Annotated in this window: 5 protein-coding genes; all 5 read right to left on the bottom strand. The window is 73.7% G+C overall.

The genetic code is table 11. From position 1 onward, the window contains the following. Positions 1–6: 6 nt before the first annotated feature. The 5 genes from ACWD35_RS11825 to ACWD35_RS11845 are packed head-to-tail and all read right to left on the bottom strand — an operon-like array spanning position 7 to position 21,827. Entirely contained in the window at positions 7–753 is a 747-nt protein-coding gene (locus ACWD35_RS11825) for a beta-ketoacyl-ACP reductase (protein ID WP_451351026.1), read from the bottom strand. Then, positions 753–6,485 carry an SDR family NAD(P)-dependent oxidoreductase gene (locus tag ACWD35_RS11830; protein ID WP_451351027.1) on the bottom strand — a complete coding sequence of 1,911 codons (5,733 nt, stop codon included), beginning with the start codon at positions 6,483–6,485 and terminating at the stop codon, positions 753–755. The genes ACWD35_RS11825 and ACWD35_RS11830 overlap by 1 nt, the downstream gene beginning before the upstream one ends. 5 nt (positions 6,486–6,490) lie before the next feature. Beyond that, on the bottom strand, positions 6,491–9,826 hold the full coding sequence (locus tag ACWD35_RS11835) for a non-ribosomal peptide synthetase (protein ID WP_451351028.1): 3,336 nt from the start codon (positions 9,824–9,826) through the stop codon (positions 6,491–6,493). Continuing rightward, on the bottom strand, positions 9,823–13,170 hold the full coding sequence (locus ACWD35_RS11840; protein ID WP_451351029.1) for a type I polyketide synthase: 3,348 nt from the start codon (positions 13,168–13,170) through the stop codon (positions 9,823–9,825). The genes ACWD35_RS11835 and ACWD35_RS11840 overlap by 4 nt, the downstream gene beginning before the upstream one ends. Then, complete coding sequence (locus tag ACWD35_RS11845; protein ID WP_451351030.1) at positions 13,167–21,827, bottom strand: SDR family NAD(P)-dependent oxidoreductase; 8,661 nt, start codon at positions 21,825–21,827, stop codon at positions 13,167–13,169. Before ACWD35_RS11845 ends, ACWD35_RS11840 begins: the two co-directional genes overlap by 4 nt. Positions 21,828–21,925: the final 98 nt, after the last annotated feature.

Raw genomic sequence — 21,925 nt, forward strand, 5'->3', positions numbered from 1 at the left:
GCCGGGTCAGCCGCCCATGCCGCCGTCGATCCGGAAGGTGCCGCCGGTGATGTAGCCGGCGCGGTCGGACACCAGGAAGGAGACGAGGTCGGCGACCTCTTCCGGGCGGCCGAAGCGGCCGAGCGCGATGCGCTGGGCGAAGGTGTCCCGCAGATCCTTGGGAAGGCTCAGCACCGGGTCGGTGGTGATGAAGCCGGGTGCCACCACGTTGGCGCGGATCCCGTACCGGCCCACCTCACGCGCCAGCGAGGTGGTGAAGCCGATGATTCCGGCCTTGGAGGCGGCGTAGTTGGTCTGTCCGGCGTTGCCGTGGATGCCGGCGATCGAGGACAGGGTGACGATCGTGCCGCGGCGGCGTTCGACCATGCCGTCGATGACGGAGCGGCAGACGTGGTACACGCCGTCGAGGTTGGTGCGCAGCACGTCGTGCCAGTCCTCGTCCTCCATCGCGATCAGCGGGTTGTCGCGCAGCACCGCGGCCGAGGCGACCACCGCGTCGAGCGGGCCGAGCACGCCCTCGGCCTCCTCGACCAGCGTGTCCACGGCGCCCGGGTCGCTGACGTCGGCGCGGCGGAAGTACGTGCGGCGGCCGAGCCCGGTGATCTCCTTGTCCAGCTCCCGGGCGGCGTCGTCGGAGGAGGCGTAGCACATCGCGACGTCGAAGCCGTCCTGGGCCAGCCGCAGGGCGATCGCCCGGCCGATGCCCCGGGAGCCGCCCGTGACGAGGGCCACCGGGGCCTGCGGTCCGTTCATCAGTGCTCTCCCTCGGCGGCCAGCAGAGCGCGCAGCTGGGCTTCGACTTCGTCGTCGGACAGGTCTGACAGGTCGGACAGGTCGTCGGCCGAGTCCGGGTCCGGGCCCAGGTCGTCGCGGGCGAGGAGCTCGATGGCGTTCTCGGGGTCCTGTCCGCCGGGTCCGGCGGTCAGCAGGGTGACGGTGTGCGCGACGGTGGGGTGGTCGAAGAACGCCCGCAGGTCCAGTTCGACGCCGAGCAGGCTCTTGATCCGGGTGCCGATCTGCACCGCGGCCAGCGAGTGGCCGCCGAGGGCGAAGAAGTCGTCGTCGACGCCGACCCGTTCCAGGCCGAGGATGTCGCACCAGATGCCGGCGACGGCCTGTTCCTGCTCGGTGCGCGGTGCGACGTAGGGGGTGGCCAGGTCGGGGCGCGGGTGGACTCCGCCGGGCGGGGCGAACTGCTCCATCTCCTGGGCGAGCAGCTCGGGCGTCAGGGAGCGGGCCAGGTCGCGCAGTTCGGCCACGTCGCGGTGACAGACCAGGAGGTGACCGGGCAGGTCCGGGGCGGCGAGGATGCGGGCGAAGGCGTCCTGGCCCTGCTGCTCGCTGATGCCCTCGCCGAGGGTGGCCAGGATGCCGCCGGCGGCGTCGGGCGCGTCCGCGCCGGCTTCGGCGGGCGGCGCGGCGGAGCGGGCGATCTGCTCGCGCAGGCCGTGGAGGTCGTTGATCCGCTTGATCGTGAAGTCCGTGATCTCGACCAGCACCCGGCCCTCAGGGTCGAGGACCTCGAAGTCGCAGGTCATGGTCTCGCCCGTGGCGTCGGTGGACTCCTTGAGCCGCGCGTGGCAGTGGATCGTGGAGGTCAGGCCGTGGTGGACGCGCAGGCTGCGGTAGCTGAACGGCAGGTAGTACGTGTCCGTGGCGTAGACCCGGGCGGTACCGCCGACGGCGTCGAGCAGCGCGGGGTGCAGCAGGAAGTCGTCGAGGTCGGCTTCGTGCTCGGGGCCGAGCCCGAGGGTGGCGAACAGCCGGTTCGGGCCGGCCTCGATGCGGTGCATGCAGTCCCAGCGGGGGCCGAAGGAGAACTCGATCGGTCCGCCGCGCTGGAACCGGTCCAGCCGCAGGCCCTCCTGGATCGTCCCGGGAGTGTCCAGGACGCGGGTGACGCCGCAGTCGGCGGCGAGCGCGGCCAGGTCCCGCACCGTGTCGGGGCCGGGCTCGTGGAAGGCCACGGAACCCAGGGCGTGGTCGGTCCAGGCCGCCGCTCCGGCGGCGCCGCTGCGGCTGCGCACCGCGAACCGCCACTGTCCGTCGCGCTCCTCGATGGTGGTGAACACCTCGCGGGTCTGCTCGTCGGGTACGACGACCGGGGTGAGGTACTGCACGTCGCCGATCTCGATGGTGCGGCCGGCGGCCTGCTCGGCGACGGCGGCTCGCACCAGTTCCAGGTAGGCGGTGCCGGGCACGAGCCCGTGGCCCATGATGCGGTGGTCGCCCACGATCCAGTGGTCCGCGGTGCTGAGCGTGGTCGAGTAGGTGCGCGAGTCGGGGCCGTCGTGCACCAGGCGCTGCAGCAGCGGGTGCCCGGTCGGGGAGCCGCCGGCGCCGGTGCCGAACCGGTCCGACAGCCCGGCGGCCATGCCGACCTCACGCCAGGTGTCCCAGCCCACGGCCGTGACCGCGGTGCCGCTCTCCTGCCGCTTCCACTGGGCGTACGCGTCCAGGAAGGCGTTGGCCGCGGCGTAGTCGCTCTGGCCGGGGCCGCCGAGCAGGGCGGTGACGGAGGAGCACAGCAGCAGGAAGTCCAGCCGGTCCTCGCGGCAGACGCGGTCCAGCACCAGGGTGCCGCGCGTCTTGGCGGCGAGTACGTCGTCGGCCTCGGCGCGGGACTTGGTGAGGATCATGCCCTGGGAGGGCCGGCCCGCGGCGTGCACGACGCCGTGCAGGGCGCCCGCCAGGTCGCGTACCCGCTGGGCGGCTTCGGCGGTCTGCGCCTCGTCGGTGACGTCGGCCTGCAGGACGACGACCCGGGCACCCAGCTCGGTCAGTTCGCGCAGCCGGCGGATGCGGACGCTGACCGGGTCCTGCTTGTCGTGCCCGTCGAGCCAGGCGTCCCAGGTGTCCTCGGCGGGGAACGCGGAGCGGCCGAGCAGGCCGAGCACGGGCCGGGCCGCGGTGCGGGCGATGTGCTCGGCCAGCGCCAGGCCGATGCCGCCTAGGCCGCCGGTGATCAGGTAACCGCCGCCGTCGCGCAGGCCGGTGCGGCCGTCGGCGCCGTCCAGCGTCACCGCGTCGAAATCGCGGCGCCACCAGTGCCGGCCGCGCAGCGCGAGTTCGGCTTCGCCGGGGGGCGGGATCAGCGCGGTGTGCACGGCCTGGACCAGAGCGTCGTCCGGGGCGTGAAGGTCGGCGCCGGTGAGGTCCAGCGTGCGGCAGGTGATGCCGGGGGTCTCCTGCGGGATCACCGTGCAGGCGCCCAGCACGGTGGCGTTCTCCGGCTGGAGCGGTTCGGTCCCGGTGACCGCGAACACGCCGCGGCACAGGACGTCGAGCGTCACCGGGCCCTCGGGGCGGGCGCCGGCGAGGGCCTGGGCGAGGGCGATCAGGCTGTCGAAGCCGAGCCGCCGCGCCTCGTCCAGCCGGTGCTCGGTCGGCGGGCCGTCGACCGGGGCGGTCTCCGTGCTCCACAGGTGCACCAGGCGGAGCTGCCGGCCTTCCCCGGCCTCCTGTACGGCCGGGGACCGCAGGATCGTAGCCAGGTGCTCGCGGTCGGCCGGGTCGGCGGTCCACCCGCCGTCGGTGTCCTCGCCCGGCACGTCGCCGGCGGTGACTGGTACGACGCGCTCGCCGGCGGCCGTCAGGCGTGCGGCCAGGGCGCGCCCGAGGGGGAGTTCGGCCCCGAGCAGCACCCAGACGGCTCCGGTGGCGCCGCTGTCCCGCTGCGGTGTGAACGGCAGGCGCTTCCAGCCGGGGCCGGCGAACCAGTCGGCCGGGGAGGCCGCCACGGGCGCCTTCGCGCGGTCCGTGGTCCGCCGGTCGGGCTCCACCCAGTAGCGCCGCCGCTGGAAGGCGTAGCCGGGCAGCCGCACCGTGCTGCGGTGCTCACCTTCGTGGAAGGCAGCCCAGTCCACGAGGGCGCCCGCGCTCCACACAGCGCCCAGGTTCGCCAGCAGCAGGTTGCCCTCGTCGGTGCGGTCGCCGGGGTGCGGCAGCGAGCCGGCGACGGTCCGGCCGGTGGTCCAGGAGCGGTGGGCGCGGACGAAGTTGGCCAGGGTCTGCCCGGGGCCGGTCTCCAGGGGCACCAGGGCCGGGTCGGCGAACAGGACGTCGAGGGCGTCGCGGAACCGGACCGGCTCCCGCAGCTGGGTGCCCCAGTACTCGGGGCTGGTGGCCTGTTCGTCGGTGATCCAGGTCCCGGTGACGTTGGACAGGAACGGGATCTCCGGAGCCTTCAGGGTGGCCCTGCGGACCTCGTCGGTGAAGGGCTCGACGGCGCCGGTCATGTCGGGCGAGTGGAAGGCGTGCGAGGTGTGCAGCCGGCGGCAGGCGACGGAGGCGGCCTTCAGCCGTGTCTCCAGACCGCCGATCGCCTGCTCGCTGCCGGAAACGACGGTGAGGGCGGTGGAGTTGACGGCCGCGACCGACAGTCCCTCCTCCAGCCATCCGGCGGTCTCGGCCTCGGGCAGGAAGACGCTGAGCATGGCGCCTTCCGGCATCGACTGCACCAGCCGGCCGCGGGCGGCGACCAGGCGCACCGCGTCCGGCAGGGAGAACACCCCGGCCAGGGTGGCGGCGACGAACTCGCCGATGCTGTGTCCCGCCATGGCCTGCGGAATCACGCCCCAGGAGGTCCACAGCCGGGCGAGGGCGTACTCGACGCAGAAGAGGGCCGGCTGGGCGAACTCGGTGCGGGTGAGCCGATCCGCAAACTGAAGAGCCTCGGCGTCGCCGTCGGGGGCGAAGACCAGGTCGCGCAGGTCCTGGCCCAGGTGCTCGGCGAACAGGTCGGCGCACCGGTCGAACTCGGCGGCGAACACCGCTTCACGGGCGTACAGTTCGCGGCCCATGCCCACGTACTGGGCGCCCTGACCGGGGAAGAGGAAGGCGACCGGAGCCCGCTCGGCGCTCGCCGGCGCGGGGGCGGCCTCGGCGAGCTCGCGCAGCGCCGCCACGGCGTCCTCGGGGCCGTCACAGACCACGGTGGCGCGGTGGTCGAAGGCGTGCCTGCGGCAGGCCAGCGTGTAGGCGACGTCGTCGAGGTCGAGGTCCGGGTGGCGTTCGAGGTGGTCGGCCAGGCGCCGCGCGTTGCCGGCCAGCGCCGGGGCGGTCTTCCCGGACAGTGCCAGCAGCCGCTGCGGACGGGCGGTACCCGGGTCGGCGGGGGCGGGGGCCGGTGCCTCCTCCAGGACGACGTGCACGTTGGTGCCGCCGATGCCGAAGGAGCTGACGCCGGCCCGGCGCGGCTCGTCCGTACGGGGCCAGGGGCGCAGCTCGGTGTTGACGTAGAACGGGCTGCTGTCCAGGGCGAGTTCCGGGTTGGGCCGCTCGCAGTGCAGGGTCGGCGGGATGGCCTGGTGCTTCAGGGCGAGGGTGGCCTTGATCAGGCCGGTGACGCCGGCCGCGGCGTCCAGGTGGCCGACGTTGCTCTTCACCGAGCCGATCGCGCAGTAGCCCTGGTCGCCCTGGTCATCGGTGTTGCCGTCCCGGAACGCCCGGGTGAGGGCGGCGAGTTCGATGGGGTCGCCGAGCGGGGTGCCCGTGCCGTGGGTCTCGACGTAGCCGACGGTCGCCGGGTCCACGTCGGCCAGGGCCAGCGCCTCGGCGATGACCTCGGCCTGGCCGTCGACGCTGGGCGCGGTGTAACCGGCCTTCAGGGAACCGTCGTTGTTGACGGCGGTGGCCAGGATGACGGCGTCGATGCTGTCGCCGCCGTCCCGGGCGTCGGCGAGGCGGCGCAAGACCACCACGCCGACGCCGTTGCCGGCGACGGTTCCGGACGCCTCGGCGTCGAAGGCGCGGCAGTGCCCGTCGGGTGACAGGATGCCGCCGGGCTCGTACACGTAGCCGTTGCGCAGCGGCGCGGAGACCGCCACACCGCCGGCCACGGCGATGTCGCACTCGCCGTTCAGCAGGCTCTGGCAGGCCAGGTGGACCGCGGTGAGCGAGGTGGAGCAGGCGGTCTGGACGGTGACGCTGGGGCCCTTGAGGTCGAGCTTGTACGAGGTCCGGGTGGCCAGGAAGTCCTTGTCGCCGCTGAGCAGGACCTGGTACAGGCCGGCCGAGTCCAGGACCGGCTGGTTGTTCATCAGGTTGAACAGCAGGTACGAGTTGAAGCCGGCCCCGGCGAAGACGCCGATGCGGCCGTCGAAGCGGTGGGGATCGACGCCGGCCGACTCCAGGGCCTGCCAGGCCGATTCCAGGAAGACCCGGTGCTGCGGGTCGAGGATCTCGGCCTCGCGGGGGCTGTAGCCGAAGAAGCCCTCGTCGAACTGGTCGGCGTCCTCCAGGAAGCCCTTGGCGCGGACGTAGTCGTCCCGCTCCAGCAGGGCCGGGTCGACGCCGTCGGCGAGCAGTTCGCTGTCGGAGAAGGTGGTGATGCCCTCCCGGCCCTGTTCGAGGTTGGACCAGAACGTCTCGATGTCGGGGGCGCCCGGGAAGCGGCCGGCCATGCCAATGACAGCTATGCGGTCCAGGTCCCTGTCCCCGCCCCGCTCCAGGTTCTGTTCCTGGTCGTAGCCTGGCTCTGACACGGTGATCACCTGTCCTCGCGGGAAAGAGCCCGACGTTCGGCCGCCTGCTGCCGCCGGTTGCGGGACTGTCTACGGTTCTCGGCGCGCTCGCGGGCGCCGTTCGGGGAGCCGGCCTCTGCCGCCTGTGCTCTGCCGAGGTACTCGGCCAGCGATGCGACCGTGGGGTGCTGGAAGAGCTCGACCATGGTCAGCTCGTGGCCGAGGGAGGCGGCGAGGACGGTGCGGAACTCGGCCATGAGCAGCGAGTGCCCGCCGAGGTCGAAGAAGTTGTCGCGGGTGCCCACGCGTTCCACGCCGAGCAGCTCGCGCCACATCCCGGCGAGGGCGTGCTCCGTCTTGTCGCGCGGCGCGACGAAGCGGGTCTCCAGGTCGGGCCGGGCGGACTCGGGCACGGGCAGGGCCTTGCGGTCGGTCTTCCCGCTGGGGGTCAGCGGGAGGCGCTCCAGGACGGTGACGGAGGCCGGCACCATGTACTCCGGCAGCCGCTGCCGCAGCTGGGCGGCCAGGTCACCGGGGGACGGCGCGGTGTCGCCGGTGCAGGTGACGTACGCCGCGAGCCGGACGTCGCCGGGTGCGTGCTCACGGGCGACCACCACTGCCTCGCGGACCGCCTCGTGCGTCGTCAACACGGCCTCGATCTCGCCGAGTTCGATGCGCAGACCGCGCAGCTTGATCTGGTGGTCCAGACGGCCGAGGAACTCCAGGGCGCCGTCGGCCCGGTGCCGCACCAGGTCGCCGGTGCGGTAGAGGCGTTCGCCGGGGACGAAGGGATCGTCGATGAACCGCTCGGCGGTCAGGTCGGGGCGGTTCAGGTAGCCGCGGGCCAAGCCCCGCCCGCCGATGTGGAGTTCGCCGGGCACCCCGACGGGCACCGGGCGCAGCCGCCCGTCGAGCACGTACAGCCGGGTGTTGGCGATGGGGCGGCCGATGGGGACGGGCCGGCGGTCGGCGTCGTCGCGGCGGCAGTGCCAGGCGGTGACGTCGATGGCGGCCTCGGTGGGGCCGTAGAGGTTGTGCAGCTCGGCCCGGGAGCGGGCCAGGAACCGGTCGTGCAGGTCCCGGGTCAGCTCCTCACCGCTGCAGATGACCCGCCGGAGGCTGGTGCACTTCTCCACCGGTTCGGTCAGGAAGACCTGGAGCATGGAAGGGACGAAGTGCAGGGTCGTGACGGCCTCGTCCTGGACGAGGCCGGCCAGGTAGCCGCTGTCGCGGTGGCCGCCCGGGCGGGCGACGACCAGGGTGGCGCCGGTCATCAGCGGCCAGAAGAACTCCCACACCGAGACGTCGAAGGAGAACGGGGTCTTCTGCAGCACCCGGTCGAAGGCGTCCAGGCCGTAGGCGTCCTGCATCCACAGCAGCCGGTTGCGCAGGGCGGCGTGGACGTTCATCACGCCCTTGGGCCGGCCGGTCGAGCCCGAGGTGAAGATGACGTAGGCCAGATCCTCGCCGTGCACGACGACGCCGGGGTCGTCGTCGGGTTCCTCGGCCAGTTCGGCGGCGAGGTCGTCGACGTCGAGCACGGAGCAGTTGAGCGGGGGCAGCCCGTCGGGCACCGAGCCATGGGTGAGCACCACCGGCGGCCGGGCGTCCTCGACGATGTCCGCGAGGCGTGCGGCCGGCAGGTCGAGGTCCAGCGGGGTGTACGCGCCGCCGGCCTTGAGCACCGCCAGCAGGCTCACCACGAGGTCGAGGGAGCGTTCCATGGCCACGCCGACGACGACGCCCGGGCCGACGCCGTGGCGGCGCAGCCGGTGCGCGAGCCGGTTGGCGCGGCGGTTGAGGTCGTCGTAGGTCAGGGACCGGCCTGCGTACCGGACGGCTTCGGCGTCCGGGTGGCGGCGGGCCTGCTCCTCGATGCACTCGTGCACCAGGCCGGCCGTGCCCCAGTCGTGTTCCGTGGCGTTCCAGTCGCCGAGGACCAGCTGCCGCTCGGCGTCGTCCAGCAGCTCGAAGTCGTCCACCGGGGTGTCCGGACGGGCGGCGGCCTGTTCGGCCAGGCGGCAGAAGCGGGCGGCCAGGCGGACGACGGTGGCCTCGTCGAACAGGTCGCGGTCGTACTCGAACCAGCCGGTGAGACCGCCGTCGGTGTCGAACGCCTGGAGCTCCAGGTCGAAGCGGGCGCCCTGGCTGTTGACCGGCAGCCGGCTCAGATGTGCACCGCCGAGGGCCCGGGGCGGTACGGGCTCGCGGCCGTAGCTGAAGCTGATCTGGGCGAGCGGCGGCCGGCTGAGGTCGCGGGCCGGCTTCAGGCCGGACACCACGAGTTCGAAGGGCACGTCCTGGTGGGCGTAGGCGCCCATGCAGGCGTCCCGGACCCGGGCCAGGACGGTGGTGAACGAAGGGTTGCCGCTCAAGTCGCCCCTGATCGCCAGGGTGTTGACGAAGTATCCGATCACCGGCTCGACTTCGGCGCGGTCCCGCTGGGCGATGGGCACGGCGACGACGATGTCGTCCTGACCGCTGTGGCGTTGCAGCAGGATCTGGAGCACGGCGAGCAGAGCCATGTACGGTGTGGCGCCGTGCCGGCCGGCCAGCGCGCCCAGCTCCCGCATCAGCGACGGGGGCAGCTCGACGGGCACGAAGTGGCCGTTGAAGCCCTGCACGGCCGGGCGGGGCCGGTCGGTGGGCAGGTCGAGCGCCGAGGGGGCGCCCTCCAGGTGAGCTCGCCAGTACGCCAGGTCCTCGTCCCAGGCGCCCTCGGCCTGCTGCTGGTGCTGCCATTCGGAGAAGTCGCCGTACTGGATCTCCAGCTCGGGCAGCGGCGAGGGCCGGCCGGCGGCGAACGCCTCGTAGAGCTCGGACAGTTCGGACAGGAACACCGCGGTGGACCAGCGGTCGGAGACCAGGTGGTGCATGGCGGTCACGAGCACCGACTCGTCGGGGCCGGTGCGCAGCAGCTGCACCCGCAGCAGCGGTCCGGTGGTGATGTCGAGGGGCTCGGCAAGTGCCTCGTCGATGCGGCGCTGCCGCTCGGCGGCGGTGAAGCTGTCGCCGCGCAGGTCGATCTCGGGGACGTCCACGGTCAGGTCGTGGTGCACGACCTGGACCGGGACGCCGTCCTCGACGCGGAAGGTGGTGCGCAGCGCCTCGTGGCGCCGCACGATCTCGGCGACGGCGGCCCGCAGCACGCCGGCGTCCAGCGGTCCGGTGACCCGGGCGGCGCCGGGCACGATGTAGCCGGGGTTGAGCGGCCGGAGCTGTTCGAGGAACCAGGTTCCGCGTTGCAGGACGGACAGGGGAAAGAGGTCCTCGGTCGCTTCCCGCTCGGCCATCAGTGCTTCGAACCGGGCCCGTTGCTCCGGGGACAGGGCGGCCAGCCGTGCCGCGAGGTCGTCGGTCACGGCTGGTCCCCTCCCCCGGCGGCCGGCGGTTCCTCGCCGGACGCGGGCTCGCCCAGCTGCGCCAGCACATCGGCGGCGACGCTGTCGTCAGTACGCCGTCGGCGGCGGCGGATCGGCGCGGATCGCGCGCCTGCGGCTCCCCGGGCGGGCGCGCTGCCTGGGACCGGGGCTGCCTCGTCCTCGGCGGAGAGCTGAGCGAGGATGGTTTCCGCGACGGTGCTGATGGTGGCGCCGCCGAGGAAGTCGGTGACCTGCAGGGTGACGTTCAGCCGGCTCTGGATGTCGTTGCGCAGTTCCACGGCCATCAGCGAGTCCAGGCCGAGGCCGGTCAGCGGCTCGTCCAGACCGGCGGAGGCGGACACCGAGCCGAGCACGCCCCTGACGCCGGCCACGAACTGGTCGGTGAGCCTGGGCAGCCGCTCCTCCTCGGGCAGGCTCAGCAGCTCCTCGGCCGTGGGGATCGGGCTCTGCCGGCGCCGGCCGCGACGCCGGGCCGGGGCCGCGGGCTCCTGGCTCATCGCGGCGGGTACGGCCTCGTCGGTGCCGTCGGCGGCGACGTCCACGTCCCCGGCGGCGAGCCCGGCGCCGTGCCACGCCCTGGGCGGCTGCCAGCACTCGGTGGGGTCGAAGGCGTAGGTGGGCAGTGCGGTCTTCGTCCGCGTGCAGTCGCGGTCGAAGCCGGCCCAGTCGATGGTGGCGCCGCGGGCGTACAGGGCCGCGACGGTCGGCAGCAGGACCTCCCAGTCGTCGGTCCCCGGGCGCAGGCTGGGCAGCAGCAGGTCGTCGTGGTCGGGCGGCAGGGCGTCGCTGACCAGCCCGAGCAGCGTGGGCGCGGGGCCCACCTCCAGGAAGGCGCGGTAGCCGAGGTCGTGCAGGGTCCGCACGCCGTCGGCGAACCGTACGGTCCCCCGGACGTGCCGGCACCAGTAGTCGGCCTCGGGCGCCCGGTCCCACGGCCACAGGTCGCCGGACACGTTGGAGACCAGCGGGATCGTGGGGGCGGTGAAGGCGATCTTCCGCGCGGCCTTGCGCAGCGGGTCGAGCACCGGGTCCATGAGCGGTGAGTGGCCCGCGGAGGCGATGTGCAGCGCCTTGGTGGTGACACCGCGGGCGGCGAACTCGGCGCAGACCTCCTCCACCAGCTCCCGCTCCCCGGAGATGGTGGTGTTCTTCGGGCCGTTGACGGCGGCGATGGAGATCCGGTCGAGGTCGTCGGCGAGCCGGGCGGCCACCTCCGCCTCGGGGGCGAACACCGCGGCCATCGTGCCGGGCTTGGAGAACTCCTGGATGATGCGGGCCCGTTCGACGGTGAACGCGAGGGCGTCCTGCGGCGACATCGCGCCCGCGACGCAGGCGGCCACGCACTCGCCGAAGCTGTGGCCGAGGACGGCGGCCGGCTCCAGGCCCCAGGACCGCCACAGCTGCGCCATCGCGTACTCCACGGCGAAGGTGGCCGGCTGGGCGTAGGCGGTGTCGTTGATCCTGCGGTCCCCGGGGTCACTGGGGAACAGCACGGACAGCAGGGGCCGTTCCAGCAGCGGCTGCAGGATCTCGGCACAGGTGTCGACGGCCCGGCGGAAGGTGGGCTGCGTCTGGTAAAGGCGGGCCGTCATGCCCGGGCGCTGGGCGCCCTGGCCGGTGAAGAGGAAGGCGACCTCGGTGTTCTCGGCCTCGTCGTGGGCCAGGCCCGGGCCGATGTCACCGCGCAGGAACGCGTCCAGCCGGTCGGCCATCTCCTGGCGGGTGGCGCCCACGGCCGCGAGCCGGTGCCGGAAGTGCGAGCGGCCGGTGCCGGCGGAGTGGCACAGGTCGGCCAGCGAGGCGTCGTCCGCGGCGGTGAGCCGGTCCCGGTAGCGGCGCGCGAGGCCGGCCAGGGCGGTCTCGCTCCTGGCCGACAGGGTGAGGACCGAGGCGGGGCGGCGTGCCTCGGGGGCGGGCTCGGGCGCGGGCTCGGGGGCCGGCGGGGCCTGCTCCAGGATCAGGTGCGCGTTGGTGCCGCTGAGCCCGAAGCTGCTCACGGCCGCGAAGCGGGGTCCGTCCGGCGCGGGCCAGGGGGTGACCTGCGTGGGCACCTCGAAGGTGGTGCCCGTGAAGGAGATGTTCGGGTTCAGCCGGGTGAAGTGCAGGTTGGGCGGGATCTCGCCGTGTGCCAGGCACAGCGCGGCCTTGATCAGTCCGGCGGCGCCGGCCGCGGCCTCCAGGTGGCCGAGGTTGGTCTTGACGGCACCGAGGTACACGGGGTCGCCCTCCGGGCGCCCGTAGACGTCGGCGAGGGACTCGGCCTCGATCGGGTCGCCGAGCCGGGTGCCGGTGCCGTGCGTCTCGACGAGGCCGACCTGGCGCGCCTCGACTCCGCTCGCGGCGAGGGCGGCCCGGTACACCTCGCGCTGGGCCGCTCCGTTGGGGGCGGTGATGCCGGAGCTGCGGCCGTCCTGGTTGACCGCACCGCCGCGGACCGTGGCGAGGACGCGGTCGCCGTCGCGCAGCGCGTCGGAGAGCCGCTTCAGGACGACGACTCCGCACCCTTCACCGCGCACGTAGCCGTCCGCGCTGTCGGAGAAGGACATCGCGCGCCCCTGCTTGGACACCGAGCCGAACTGCGACTGGGAGATCAGCAGCACCGGGGACAGCACCACGTTGACGCCGCCGGCGAGCGCCAGGTCGGACTCCCCCGCGCGCAGGCTCTGGCACGCCTGGTGCACCGCCACCAGGGAGGAGGAACAGGCGGTGTCGACGGCGAGGTTGGGGCCGCGCAGGTCGAGGAGGTAGGCGATACGGCCGGGGATGAAGCTGAGGGCCGCGCCCGAACTGGTGTAGGCGCTGACGTCCTCGGCCTGGCGGATCTGCGCGGTGACGTAGTCCGAGGACGCCACGCCCATGAACACGCCGGTGCGGCTCCCGGCCAGGCCGGAGGGGGCCTGACCGGCGTTCTCCAGCGCTTCCCAGGCCACTTCCAGGGTCAGGCGCTGGTGCGGGTCCATGGCCAGCGCCTCGCGCCGGGAGATGCCGAAGAACTCGTGGTCGAACTGGTCGATGCGGTCGAGGAATCCGCCGGAGCGGGTGTTGATCGTGCCCGGCTTGCCGGGCTCCTCGTCGTAGAAGGCGTCGTTGTCCCACCGGTCCGCGGGGATGTCCCGGATGGCGTCGACGCCGCTGGTGAGCAGCTGCCAGTAGGTGTCGGTGTCGGTGACACCGCCGGGGAAGCGGCAGCCGACGCCCACGATGGCGATCGGTTCGCTGCGGGCCCGCTCGTACTCCTCGACCTGGCGCTGCAGCCGCTCCATGGTCAGATAGGCGCGCTTGAGCGTGTCGGCCGACACACCCTGCTGTCCCTGTCCCGTCATGACTGACCCCCTTCGTCGAGCTGGTTCGTCTTGGCCAGCAGCAGGGCTTCGAGTTCGGCGGCCGACATCGTGTCGAGGTCCAAAGGCCCGTCGTCTGCGGCGGGTGTCGGCGTGGCGGACCGGGCGGCGGGTACGGGCGTGCGCTCGCGCGGCGGTTCGGTCGCCGCCTGGGCGGCCTCCAGCTGGATCTCCATCCGCTCGGCCAGGAAGGGCACCAGCTGGTCGATGGTGGGGAAGCGCCAGGTGACGGTGGAGGGCAGCGTCACACCGAGGGAGGACTCCAGTCCCGTACGCAGTTCCAGCGAGAGCAGGGAGTCGAAGCCCATGGCGGTGAACGGGGCGCTGGTGTCGATCGCGGCCGGTTCGGTGCCGACGACACGGGCCGCGGCGGCCCGGCAGTGGTCGAGCAGCACCGCCCTGCGGCGGCGACCGGGTTCGACCGCGAGCATCCTGCGCCGTACGTCGTCCTGTCCCTGCGGGCCCGCCTGGGCCTCGCCGGAGCGGTCGGCCAGGGTGCGCAGCAGGCCCCCGCCGGTGTGACCGCGCAGTTTGTCGCGGTCCAGCGGCAGGACGCAGACCTGGACGGCGGAGCCGCGCAGCAGCAGGTCCAGGGTGGCGATGCCCTGTTCGGGGCTGATGCTCTCGACACCGCGGGCGGACAGGGCGCCGCCGCGGTCGGGCCGGGCCGCGAGGCCTATCTCGGACCACGGGCCCCAGTCGATGCTGAGCGCGGGCAGGCCGCGGGACCTGCGGTGGTGGGCGAGGGTGTCGACGAAGGCGCTCGCGGCGGCGTAGTTGCCCTGGCCGGGCGAGCCGAGCACCGCGGCGGCCGAGGAGTACAGGACGAAGAAGTCCAGTTCGCGCTCGGCGGTGGCGCAGTGCAGATGCCAGGCGGCGATCGACTTCGGGGCGGCGACGGCGCGGAACCGTTCCTGGTCGAGTCCGGTCAGCAACCCGTCGTCCAGGACGCCGGCGGCGTGCACGACACCGGCCAGCGGCGGCATCGTGGCGTCGATCCCGGCCAGGACCTCCTCGACGTCCTCGCGCCGGGACAGGTCCGCGCGGACGGTGCTGACCTCCGCCGAGCCACGTAGCCGGGCCAGGGCTCGTTCGGCCGCGGGCGACGGGCCGCTGCGGCCGGCCAGCACCAGGTGCCGGGCACCCTGTGCGGCCAGGTAGTGGGCGGTCTCCAGGCCGAGGGCGCCCAGGCCGCCGGTGATCAGGTAGGTCGCGTCCGGCCGGACGGGGGCCTGTTCCGGGCCCCTGGCGATCGGTTCGTTCCGCTCGGGGCGCAGCACGAGCTTGCCGGTGTGCTGGGCCCTGGCCATCGTGGTGAAGGCGGAGGCGGCCTCGGCGTACGGGTGGACGCTCACCGGCAGCGCAGTGAACTCCCCTTGTTGGAAGCCCTGGTTGACGTCGTGGAAGAGTTCGCCGATCAGGTCGTCCTGCTCGCGGATGGTCCGCTCCAGGTCGACGGCGAAGAAAGCCCGGTTGTCCTTGAAGAAGCCGAGGCCGATGTGGCTGTCGTCGTGGATGTCCCGCTTGCCGATCTCCACGAACCGCCCGCCGGGTGCCAGCAGTTGCATGCTGCGGACCAGGGCCTCGCCGGTGGTGGAGTTGAGCACCACGTCGACGCCGCGTCCGCCGGTGGCCCGCATGACCTCGTCGGCGAAGTCCAGGGAGCGGGAGTCCATCACGTGCTCGACGCCGAGCCTGCGCAGCAGGTCCCGCTTCTCCTCGGTGCCGGCGGTGGCGAAGACCTGGGCCCCGCCTCGCCGGGCGACCTGCAGGGCCGCCAGGCCGACACCGCCGGTCGCGGAGTGGATGAGCACCTTCTCGCCCTTGCGGAGGCGGGCGAGCCGCTCCAGGGCGTGGACGGCGGTGAGAAACGCGATCGGCACCGCGGCGGCCTCTTCGAAGGCCAGATCCTGCGGCAGCGGGGCGACCAGGCCGCTGCCGACGGTGGTGAAGGCCGCCATGCTGCTGGCTCCGACCGCCATCACCGCGTCCCCGATCTGGAACTGCGTCACCCCCTCCCCCACGGCGCTGATCCGGCCCGTGCATTCGGCACCGAGCGGCACGATCCCCTCGGCGCCCGGGTAGGCGTTCATCGCCTTGAGCACGTCGCTGAAGTTGAGGCCCGCCGCGGTCACCTCGATCTCCACCTGGCCGGAGCCGGGCGGGGTGCGGTGCCACACGGTGGACCGAAGGCTCGACAGCATGCCCGGACGCGCCGCCAGGAGGCGGTGGTTGCCGTCGCGGGCGGGATCGAAGGGCCATCGCCGTGCTTGCTGCCCGCCGGTGCCGCCGTCCCTCCAGGGGCGGAGCGCCGGGGTGCGGCGTACGCCGTCGCGCAGGGCGACCTGGTCGTCGCCGCCGGGGAGCAGCAGCTCGTCCACGATCCGGTCGGCCTCGTCGTCCGGGCGGGCCGGGTCGAGGTCGACGATCACCGGGCGCAGTTCACCGTGCTCCAGCCCGATGACCCGGGCCAGGCCCCACAGCGGCGCCTGGGCGACGGCGAACTGCTCGTCGTCGGCGGCCGGTTGGGCACCGCGCGTGAGCAGCACCAGGCGGGGCGCCGACTCCCGCTCGGCCGAGGCCAGTTCCTGCACCAGGCGGAGTACGGGGACGCAGGCGGCGTCCTGCGCGGCGAGGAGCTGCTCGGGGGCGGCGTCCTCGGCGAGGCCGAGGTCGAGGGCCCGGGCGTCGACGATGCCGTCGATGCCGTCCTCGGAGGTGCCGGTCCCGCGCAGGGCGGACAGCAGGGCGGCGAGGTCGTCCGGGCTCTCGGGGTCGAGCTCGTAGCGGCCGGGTCCCGTTTCGCGGTACCCGGTCCCGGCGGTGACGGTCACGCAGGTGCCGCCGCGGGCGGTGAGTGCGGCCTCCAGGCCGGCGCCGACGCCGCCGCGGTCGGCGAACAGCAGCCACCGGCCGGGCCGGGCCGCGGTGGCGGGCTCGGCCGGGGCCTCCTGCCAGCTGATCCCGTACAGGTCCCGGCTCGCCGGGTCGCCGGAGTCCGTACGGTTCACCCGGCGCAGGGCGACCCCCGTCAGCCGGCCTACGACAGCGTCCGACTCGTCGTACAGCACGACCGTGGCGTCGGTGATCTCATCGGCGTCCGGCGGGGGTGCGGCGACCGAGGCGTGCGCCCACCGGGGCCTGGCGCGGTCGGTGTAGAGGGTGAAGTCCCCCACCCGCACCGGCAGGTAAGTCCCGTTCAGGGCAGACTCGTTCGCACCGCCGAGCGCTGCGGCCAGGGCCTGCAGGGCGCTGTCCAGCACGGCCGGGTGGACGAGGTGGGCGCCGCGGTCGTCGGTGAGTTCCGCCTGGTCGCGCAGCCGGGCGAGGGCCTCGCCGGAGCCCCGCCACAGTTCCGCGACTCCCTGGAACGCCGGTCCGTACGACAGCCCCGAGCGGTGCAGCGCGGCGTAGTGGTCACCGGCCTCGACGGCGTCGGCGCAGCGGGCGCGCAGCGCGGCAGGCGGTTCGGCGGCGGGCCGCGCGGCGGCGCGCCGGTAGGAGCCGCGGGCCGCCTCTGCCCACTCCTCGCCCTCACTGCTGCGGGTGAACACACGCAGTGAGCCGGTCTCGGAGGTCTCGGGCAGGAGGACCAGTTGGACGGTGTCGTCGTCGCAGCGGTCCGGCACCGCGGTCAGCCGGGTCAGGTGGAGGCCGGTCACGGCCGCGTCGGAGCCGAGGCGGGTGTGGGCCGCGGCGAGCACGGCGTCCAGCAGCAGGCTCGCCGGCAGCACCGCGCTGCCCGCCACCTGGTGGTCCTTGAGGTAGCCGAAGCCCTCCAGGTCCACGGGCGCGGACCAGTGGTCGGCGCGCGGTGCGACCGCGGAGCGCACGAAGGAGCGCAGCACGGGGTGGCCGTCCCACACCGTACGACGGACGGCGGTGTCCGACCCGAACCAGCACCGGGTGCGCTGCCACGGGTAGGTCGGCAGGGCGGCCACGGGGCCGGTCGGGCCGTACACGCGGGTCCAGTCGACCTGGAACCCGGTGCTGTAGAGCCGGCCGAGCCCGGCCAGCACGGCGGCCCGCCCGGACTCGTCGCGGCGCAGTGAGGAGACCGCGACCGTGTCGTCGTACGAGGACAGCCGTTCGGTCATGGCGTCGGTGAGCATCGGGTGCGGCGACAGCTCGACGAACACGTCGTGCCCGGACTCGGCGAGCGCGGTGATCGCGCTGTCGAACAGCACCGGCCGGGTGAGGTTGTCGGCCCAGTACTCCGCGTCGAGCCGGTCGCCGGCGATCAGTTCGCCGGTGACCGTGGAGAGCATCGGGACGGCCGCGGCGCGCGGCGTCAGTCCGGACAGCAGCCGCCACAGTTCGCCCGCTACGGGTTCCATCAGCGGGCAGTGGGAGGCGAACTCGACGGACTCCAGGAGCCGGCAGTAGACGCCCTCGGCCTCCAAAGTGCCGGCCAGCTCGGTCAGGGCGGCGGCCTCGCCGGACAGGACGGTGGAACCGGGGCTGTTGCCCGCCGCCACCCACACCGGTCCCGGCTGCCGCTCGGTGAGGAGCCGCTGCGCCTCGTCCAGCGAGAGGCCGACGACGGCCATACGGCCCTTGCCCGCGGCCTCGTGCAGGACGGTGCCGCGGTGCAGCGCGACGACGAGGGCGTCCTCCAGGGACAGCGCGCCCGAGAGGTGGGCCGCGGCGATCTCGCCGACGCTGTGCCCGACGACGACGGCCGGTTCCACGCCCCAGGACCGCCACAGCGCGGCCAGGGCGACCTGGACGGCGACGAGCGCGGGCTGGCCGACCGCGGTGTCCGGCAGCCGGGACCGCTCGGGGTCGGCGGTGAGCTGGTCCAGCAGCGACCAGTCGGTGTGCCGGCGCAGCAGCGCGTCGGCCCGGTCGATGACGGCCCGGAACACGGGTTCGCCGTCGAGCAGGTCCGCGGCCACCGGCCACCAGCGCGGCCCCTGCCCGGAGAAGACGAACACCGGCCGGGGGCGCCGGCCCACGCGCCGGACGCCGGAGCTGAGCCCGGAGGCCTGCTCGCCGCGGCCGAAGGCGGCCAGGCCGCTGCGCAGTTCGTCCAGGGTCGAGCCGGTCACGGCCAGCCGGTGCTCGTGCTGGGTGCGGCGCAGGGCGGCTGCCGAGGCGAGGACACCGGGGCTGAGGCCGGGTCCGGCGTCCGTCAGGAGGGACTCGTAGCGGGCGGCCAGGTCGCGCAGCGCCTGCTCGGTGCGGGCCGACACGGGCAGCAGCACCGCACCCTCGGGCGCGGGCCGGCCGGCGGCGGGGGCGGGCGGTGCCTCTTCGAGCACCAGGTGGGCGTTGGTGCCGCCGAAGCCGAACGAGCTGACGCCCGCCAGGGCGGGGCCGTCACCGTCGGGCCACGGCTGCAGGGCGTCCGCCACCCGCAACGGCAGGTCGTCGAAGGGGATGTGCGGGTTGGGCTCCCGGTAGTGCAGGGTCGGCGGCACCGCGCGGTGGTGCAGGACGAGGGCGGTCTTGATCAGCCCGCCGATGCCGGCCGCGGACTCCATGTGCCCGAGGTTGGACTTCACCGAGCCGATCAGGCACGGCCGGGCCGGGTCGCGGCCCTCGCCGAGCACGGCGCCGAGCGCCTTGGCCTCGATCGGGTCGCCGAGCATGGTGCCGGTGCCGTGCGCCTCGACGTAGCGCACGTCCGCCGGGCGTACCCCGGCGCGGGCGTAGGCGGCGCGCAGGACCGCTTCCTGGGCCTGCGGGTTGGGGGCCATCAGGCCGTTGCTGGCGCCGTCGGAGTTGACCGCGCCGCCGCGGATCACGGCGTACACCCGGTCGCCGTCGGCCAGCGCCCGGCTGAGCGGCTTGAGGACGACGACGCCGGCGCCCTCGGACCGCACGTATCCGTCGGCACTGGCGTCGAAGGGCTTGCACCGCCCGTCGGCGGACATCACGCCCGCCTTGCTGAAGTTGATGGCCAGCGCCGGGGACAGCACCAGGTTCACCCCGCCCGCCAGCGCCAGATCACACTCGCCCTGAGCCAGACTCGCGGCAGCCTGGAGGACCGTGACCAGCGAGGAGGAGCACGCGGTGTCGACGGCCATGCTGGGACCGTGCAGGTCCAGCAGGTACGACAGCCGGTTCGCGGCGATGCTGAGGGCGCTGCCGGTGCCGGTGTAGGCGTCGATGGCGTCCAGGTCGCGCAGTTGGCGCACGGCGTAGTCGAAGGTGGAGATGCCGACGAAGACGCCGGTCGACGAGCCGGCCAGCCGGTCGGCGGGCAGTCCCGCGTCCTCCAGCGCATCGAAGGCGACCTCGGCGAGCAGCCGCTGCTGCGGGTCCATGCGCGCGGCCTCCTGGCGCGCGATGCCGAAGAAGCCCGGGTCGAACTGGTCGACGCCGTCGAGGAAGCCGCCCCAGCGGGCGTTGGTCCGGCCGGGGGCCTTGGGGTCCTCGGAGGTGAAGTCCTCGCTCCTCCACCGCTCGGCGGGCACCTCGGTGATCGCGTCGCGTCCCTCGCGCAGCAACTGCCAGAAGCTCTCCGGGCCGTCGGCTCCGCCGGGGAAGCGGCAGCCGATGCCGACGACGGCGACGGGCTCGGCCTCGCCGCGGGCGGGAGCGGCGGGTGCGGCGGGTGTGGGCGGGGTAGCCGTCGCAGTCTCGGTGGCAGCGGTGGCGGTGGCCGCAGTGCCGGTGGCGGGCTCGCCCGCCAGATGCCGGGCGAGCCTCTCCACGGTGGGGTGTTCCCACGCCGCGGTGGCGTTCACCGGGCGGCCGAGGCGGCGTTCGAGGTCACCGGCCAGCGTGACCATGTGCACCGACTGCAGGCCGTACGCGGCGAACGGCAGGGCGGGGTCTACGGCTTCGGGCCGGCTGCCGGTCGCGTCGGCCAGCGCTTCCTTCAGCCACCCCTCGATCTCGGCGGCGGTCGCCACGACGGGCGGCGCCAAGTCGGTTGCGTCCGTGGCGCGTTCGCTCCCGGAGGGGGTTGCGGGAGCGGCGGGAGCGGCGCCGTCGCGGTCGTGGCGCCAGAGGGCCACCGCGTTCAGGCCGTCGTTCATGAAGCTGTCCAGGCAGGCGGAGCGCTGGAGTTTGCCGCTGGAGGTCTTCGGCACGGTGCCGGCCCGCACGAGGGCGACCGCGAAGGCCTGCAGGCCGTGTTCCCGGGCGAGTTCCGCCCGGATCGCACCGATGATCCGGTGGTGTTCCGCGGGGTCCTTGCTGCCGCGGTACTCCTGGATGACGATCAGGCGTTCCTCACCGTCGATCTCGCGGGAGCCCGCCACTCCGCAGCCCTGCCGCAGGCCGCCGTCCACCGCCTCCACGGTGCGTTCGATGTCCTGCGGGTAGTGGTTGCGGCCCGCGATGATGATGACGTCCTTGCGGCGGCCGGTGACGTAGAGCTCCGGGCCGTCGGCGAAGCCGAGGTCGCCGGTGCGCAGGAAGGGTCCCTCACCGGTGTCGGCCAGGTGGGCCTGGAAGATCTCCTCGGTCTCCGGGATGCGGCGCCAGTACCCGTGGGCGATGCTCTGCCCGGCCACCCAGATCTCGCCGACGCGGCCGTCGGGCAGCTCGGTCAGGGTCTGCGGGTCCACGATCGCCACCCGCTGGTCGGACAGCGAGGTGCCGCAGCCCAGCAGCGTCCGGGACGGTTCGCCCGGCGCGGCGTCCTCGGCCGTGCCCGCCTCCAGTGCGTCCGGCGTCAGGTGGCGCCAGACGTGACCAACGTCCGGGTCGCCGGTCGAGACCATCAGGGTGCCCTCGGCCAGCCCGTAGGAGGGGGCGTGCGCGGTGAGCCGGAACCCGGAGTCGGCGAAGGTGGCGGTGAAGCGCTCCAGGGTCTGCAGCCGCACCGGTTCGGCGCCGTTCGCCGCGATCCGCCACCTGCTCAGGTCCAGCGTCTCGCGCTCCTGCGGTGTCACCTTGGCCACCGCGAGGTCGTAGGCGAAGTTGGGCGCGGCGCTCGCGGTCGCCCCGGTGTCGGAGATCGCCTTCAGCCAGCGGAAGGGCCGCTTGAGGAAGGAGTACGGCGCCATGAACGTGACGGGGAATCCCGCGTACGCCGGGGTGAGCAGGCTGAAGATCAGCCCCATGTCGTGGAAGGGCGGCAGCCAGCTCACCACGTGCTGGTCGGGGTCGTGGGCGAAGAAGGTGCCGTACATCGCGTCGATGTTGTGCAGCAGGTTGCCGTGGCTGACCATCACGCCCTTGGGGCGGCTGGTGGAGCCGGAGGTGTACTGCAGGAAGGCGATGTCGTCCCGGCGGCTGCCCGGGTGGCGCCACCGGTCGGCGGCTGCGGTGTCCAGGTCGTCCACCGCGCACCAGGCGATGTCCCGCAGCGCCGGAGCGTGTTCGTAGAAGGAGTCGGCCAGGGCGACGGTCGCCGCCGGGGCGAGGATCACGGCCGGTTCGGCGTCCTCGATGACGCCGACCAGGCGCGGCAGGGTCCGCTTGAGGAACGCCGGGTCCGGCGGATAGGCGGGTACGGCGATGATGCCGGCGTACAGACAGGCGAAGAAGGACACCATGTAGTCCAGCCCGGCCGGACACAGGATCAGCGCCCGCTCACCCGCGGGAAAGCGCTCCCGGAGCACCGCGGCGATGGTGCGCGCCCGCAGGTCGACCTCGGCGTCGGTCAGGCGCTGCGGCTCGCCCTCACCGTCCACGAGGAATCGGAAGGTCTGGTGCTGCGGGTGCGCACCGAAGGTCATCCGGAAATGATCAACAAGCGATTCGGAATCGCGGCCCGGCATCAGACCGTCCTCTCACACTGGGCACCTACGAGAAATTCCTCGTCGGCAGTTGCGGG

Source organism: Streptomyces sp. NPDC002671, from assembly GCF_053592475.1.

Excerpts from the sequence above, each read along its gene's own strand:
- ACWD35_RS11825 (WP_451351026.1), bottom strand. The coding sequence starts at position 753 with ATGAACGGACCGCAGGCCCCGGTGGCCCTCGTCACGGGCGGCTCCCGG.
- ACWD35_RS11840 (WP_451351029.1), bottom strand. The coding sequence starts at position 13,170 with ATGACGGGACAGGGACAGCAGGGTGTGTCGGCCGACACGCTCAAGCGC.
- ACWD35_RS11845 (WP_451351030.1), bottom strand. The coding sequence starts at position 21,827 with ATGACCTTCGGTGCGCACCCGCAGCACCAGACCTTCCGATTCCTCGTG.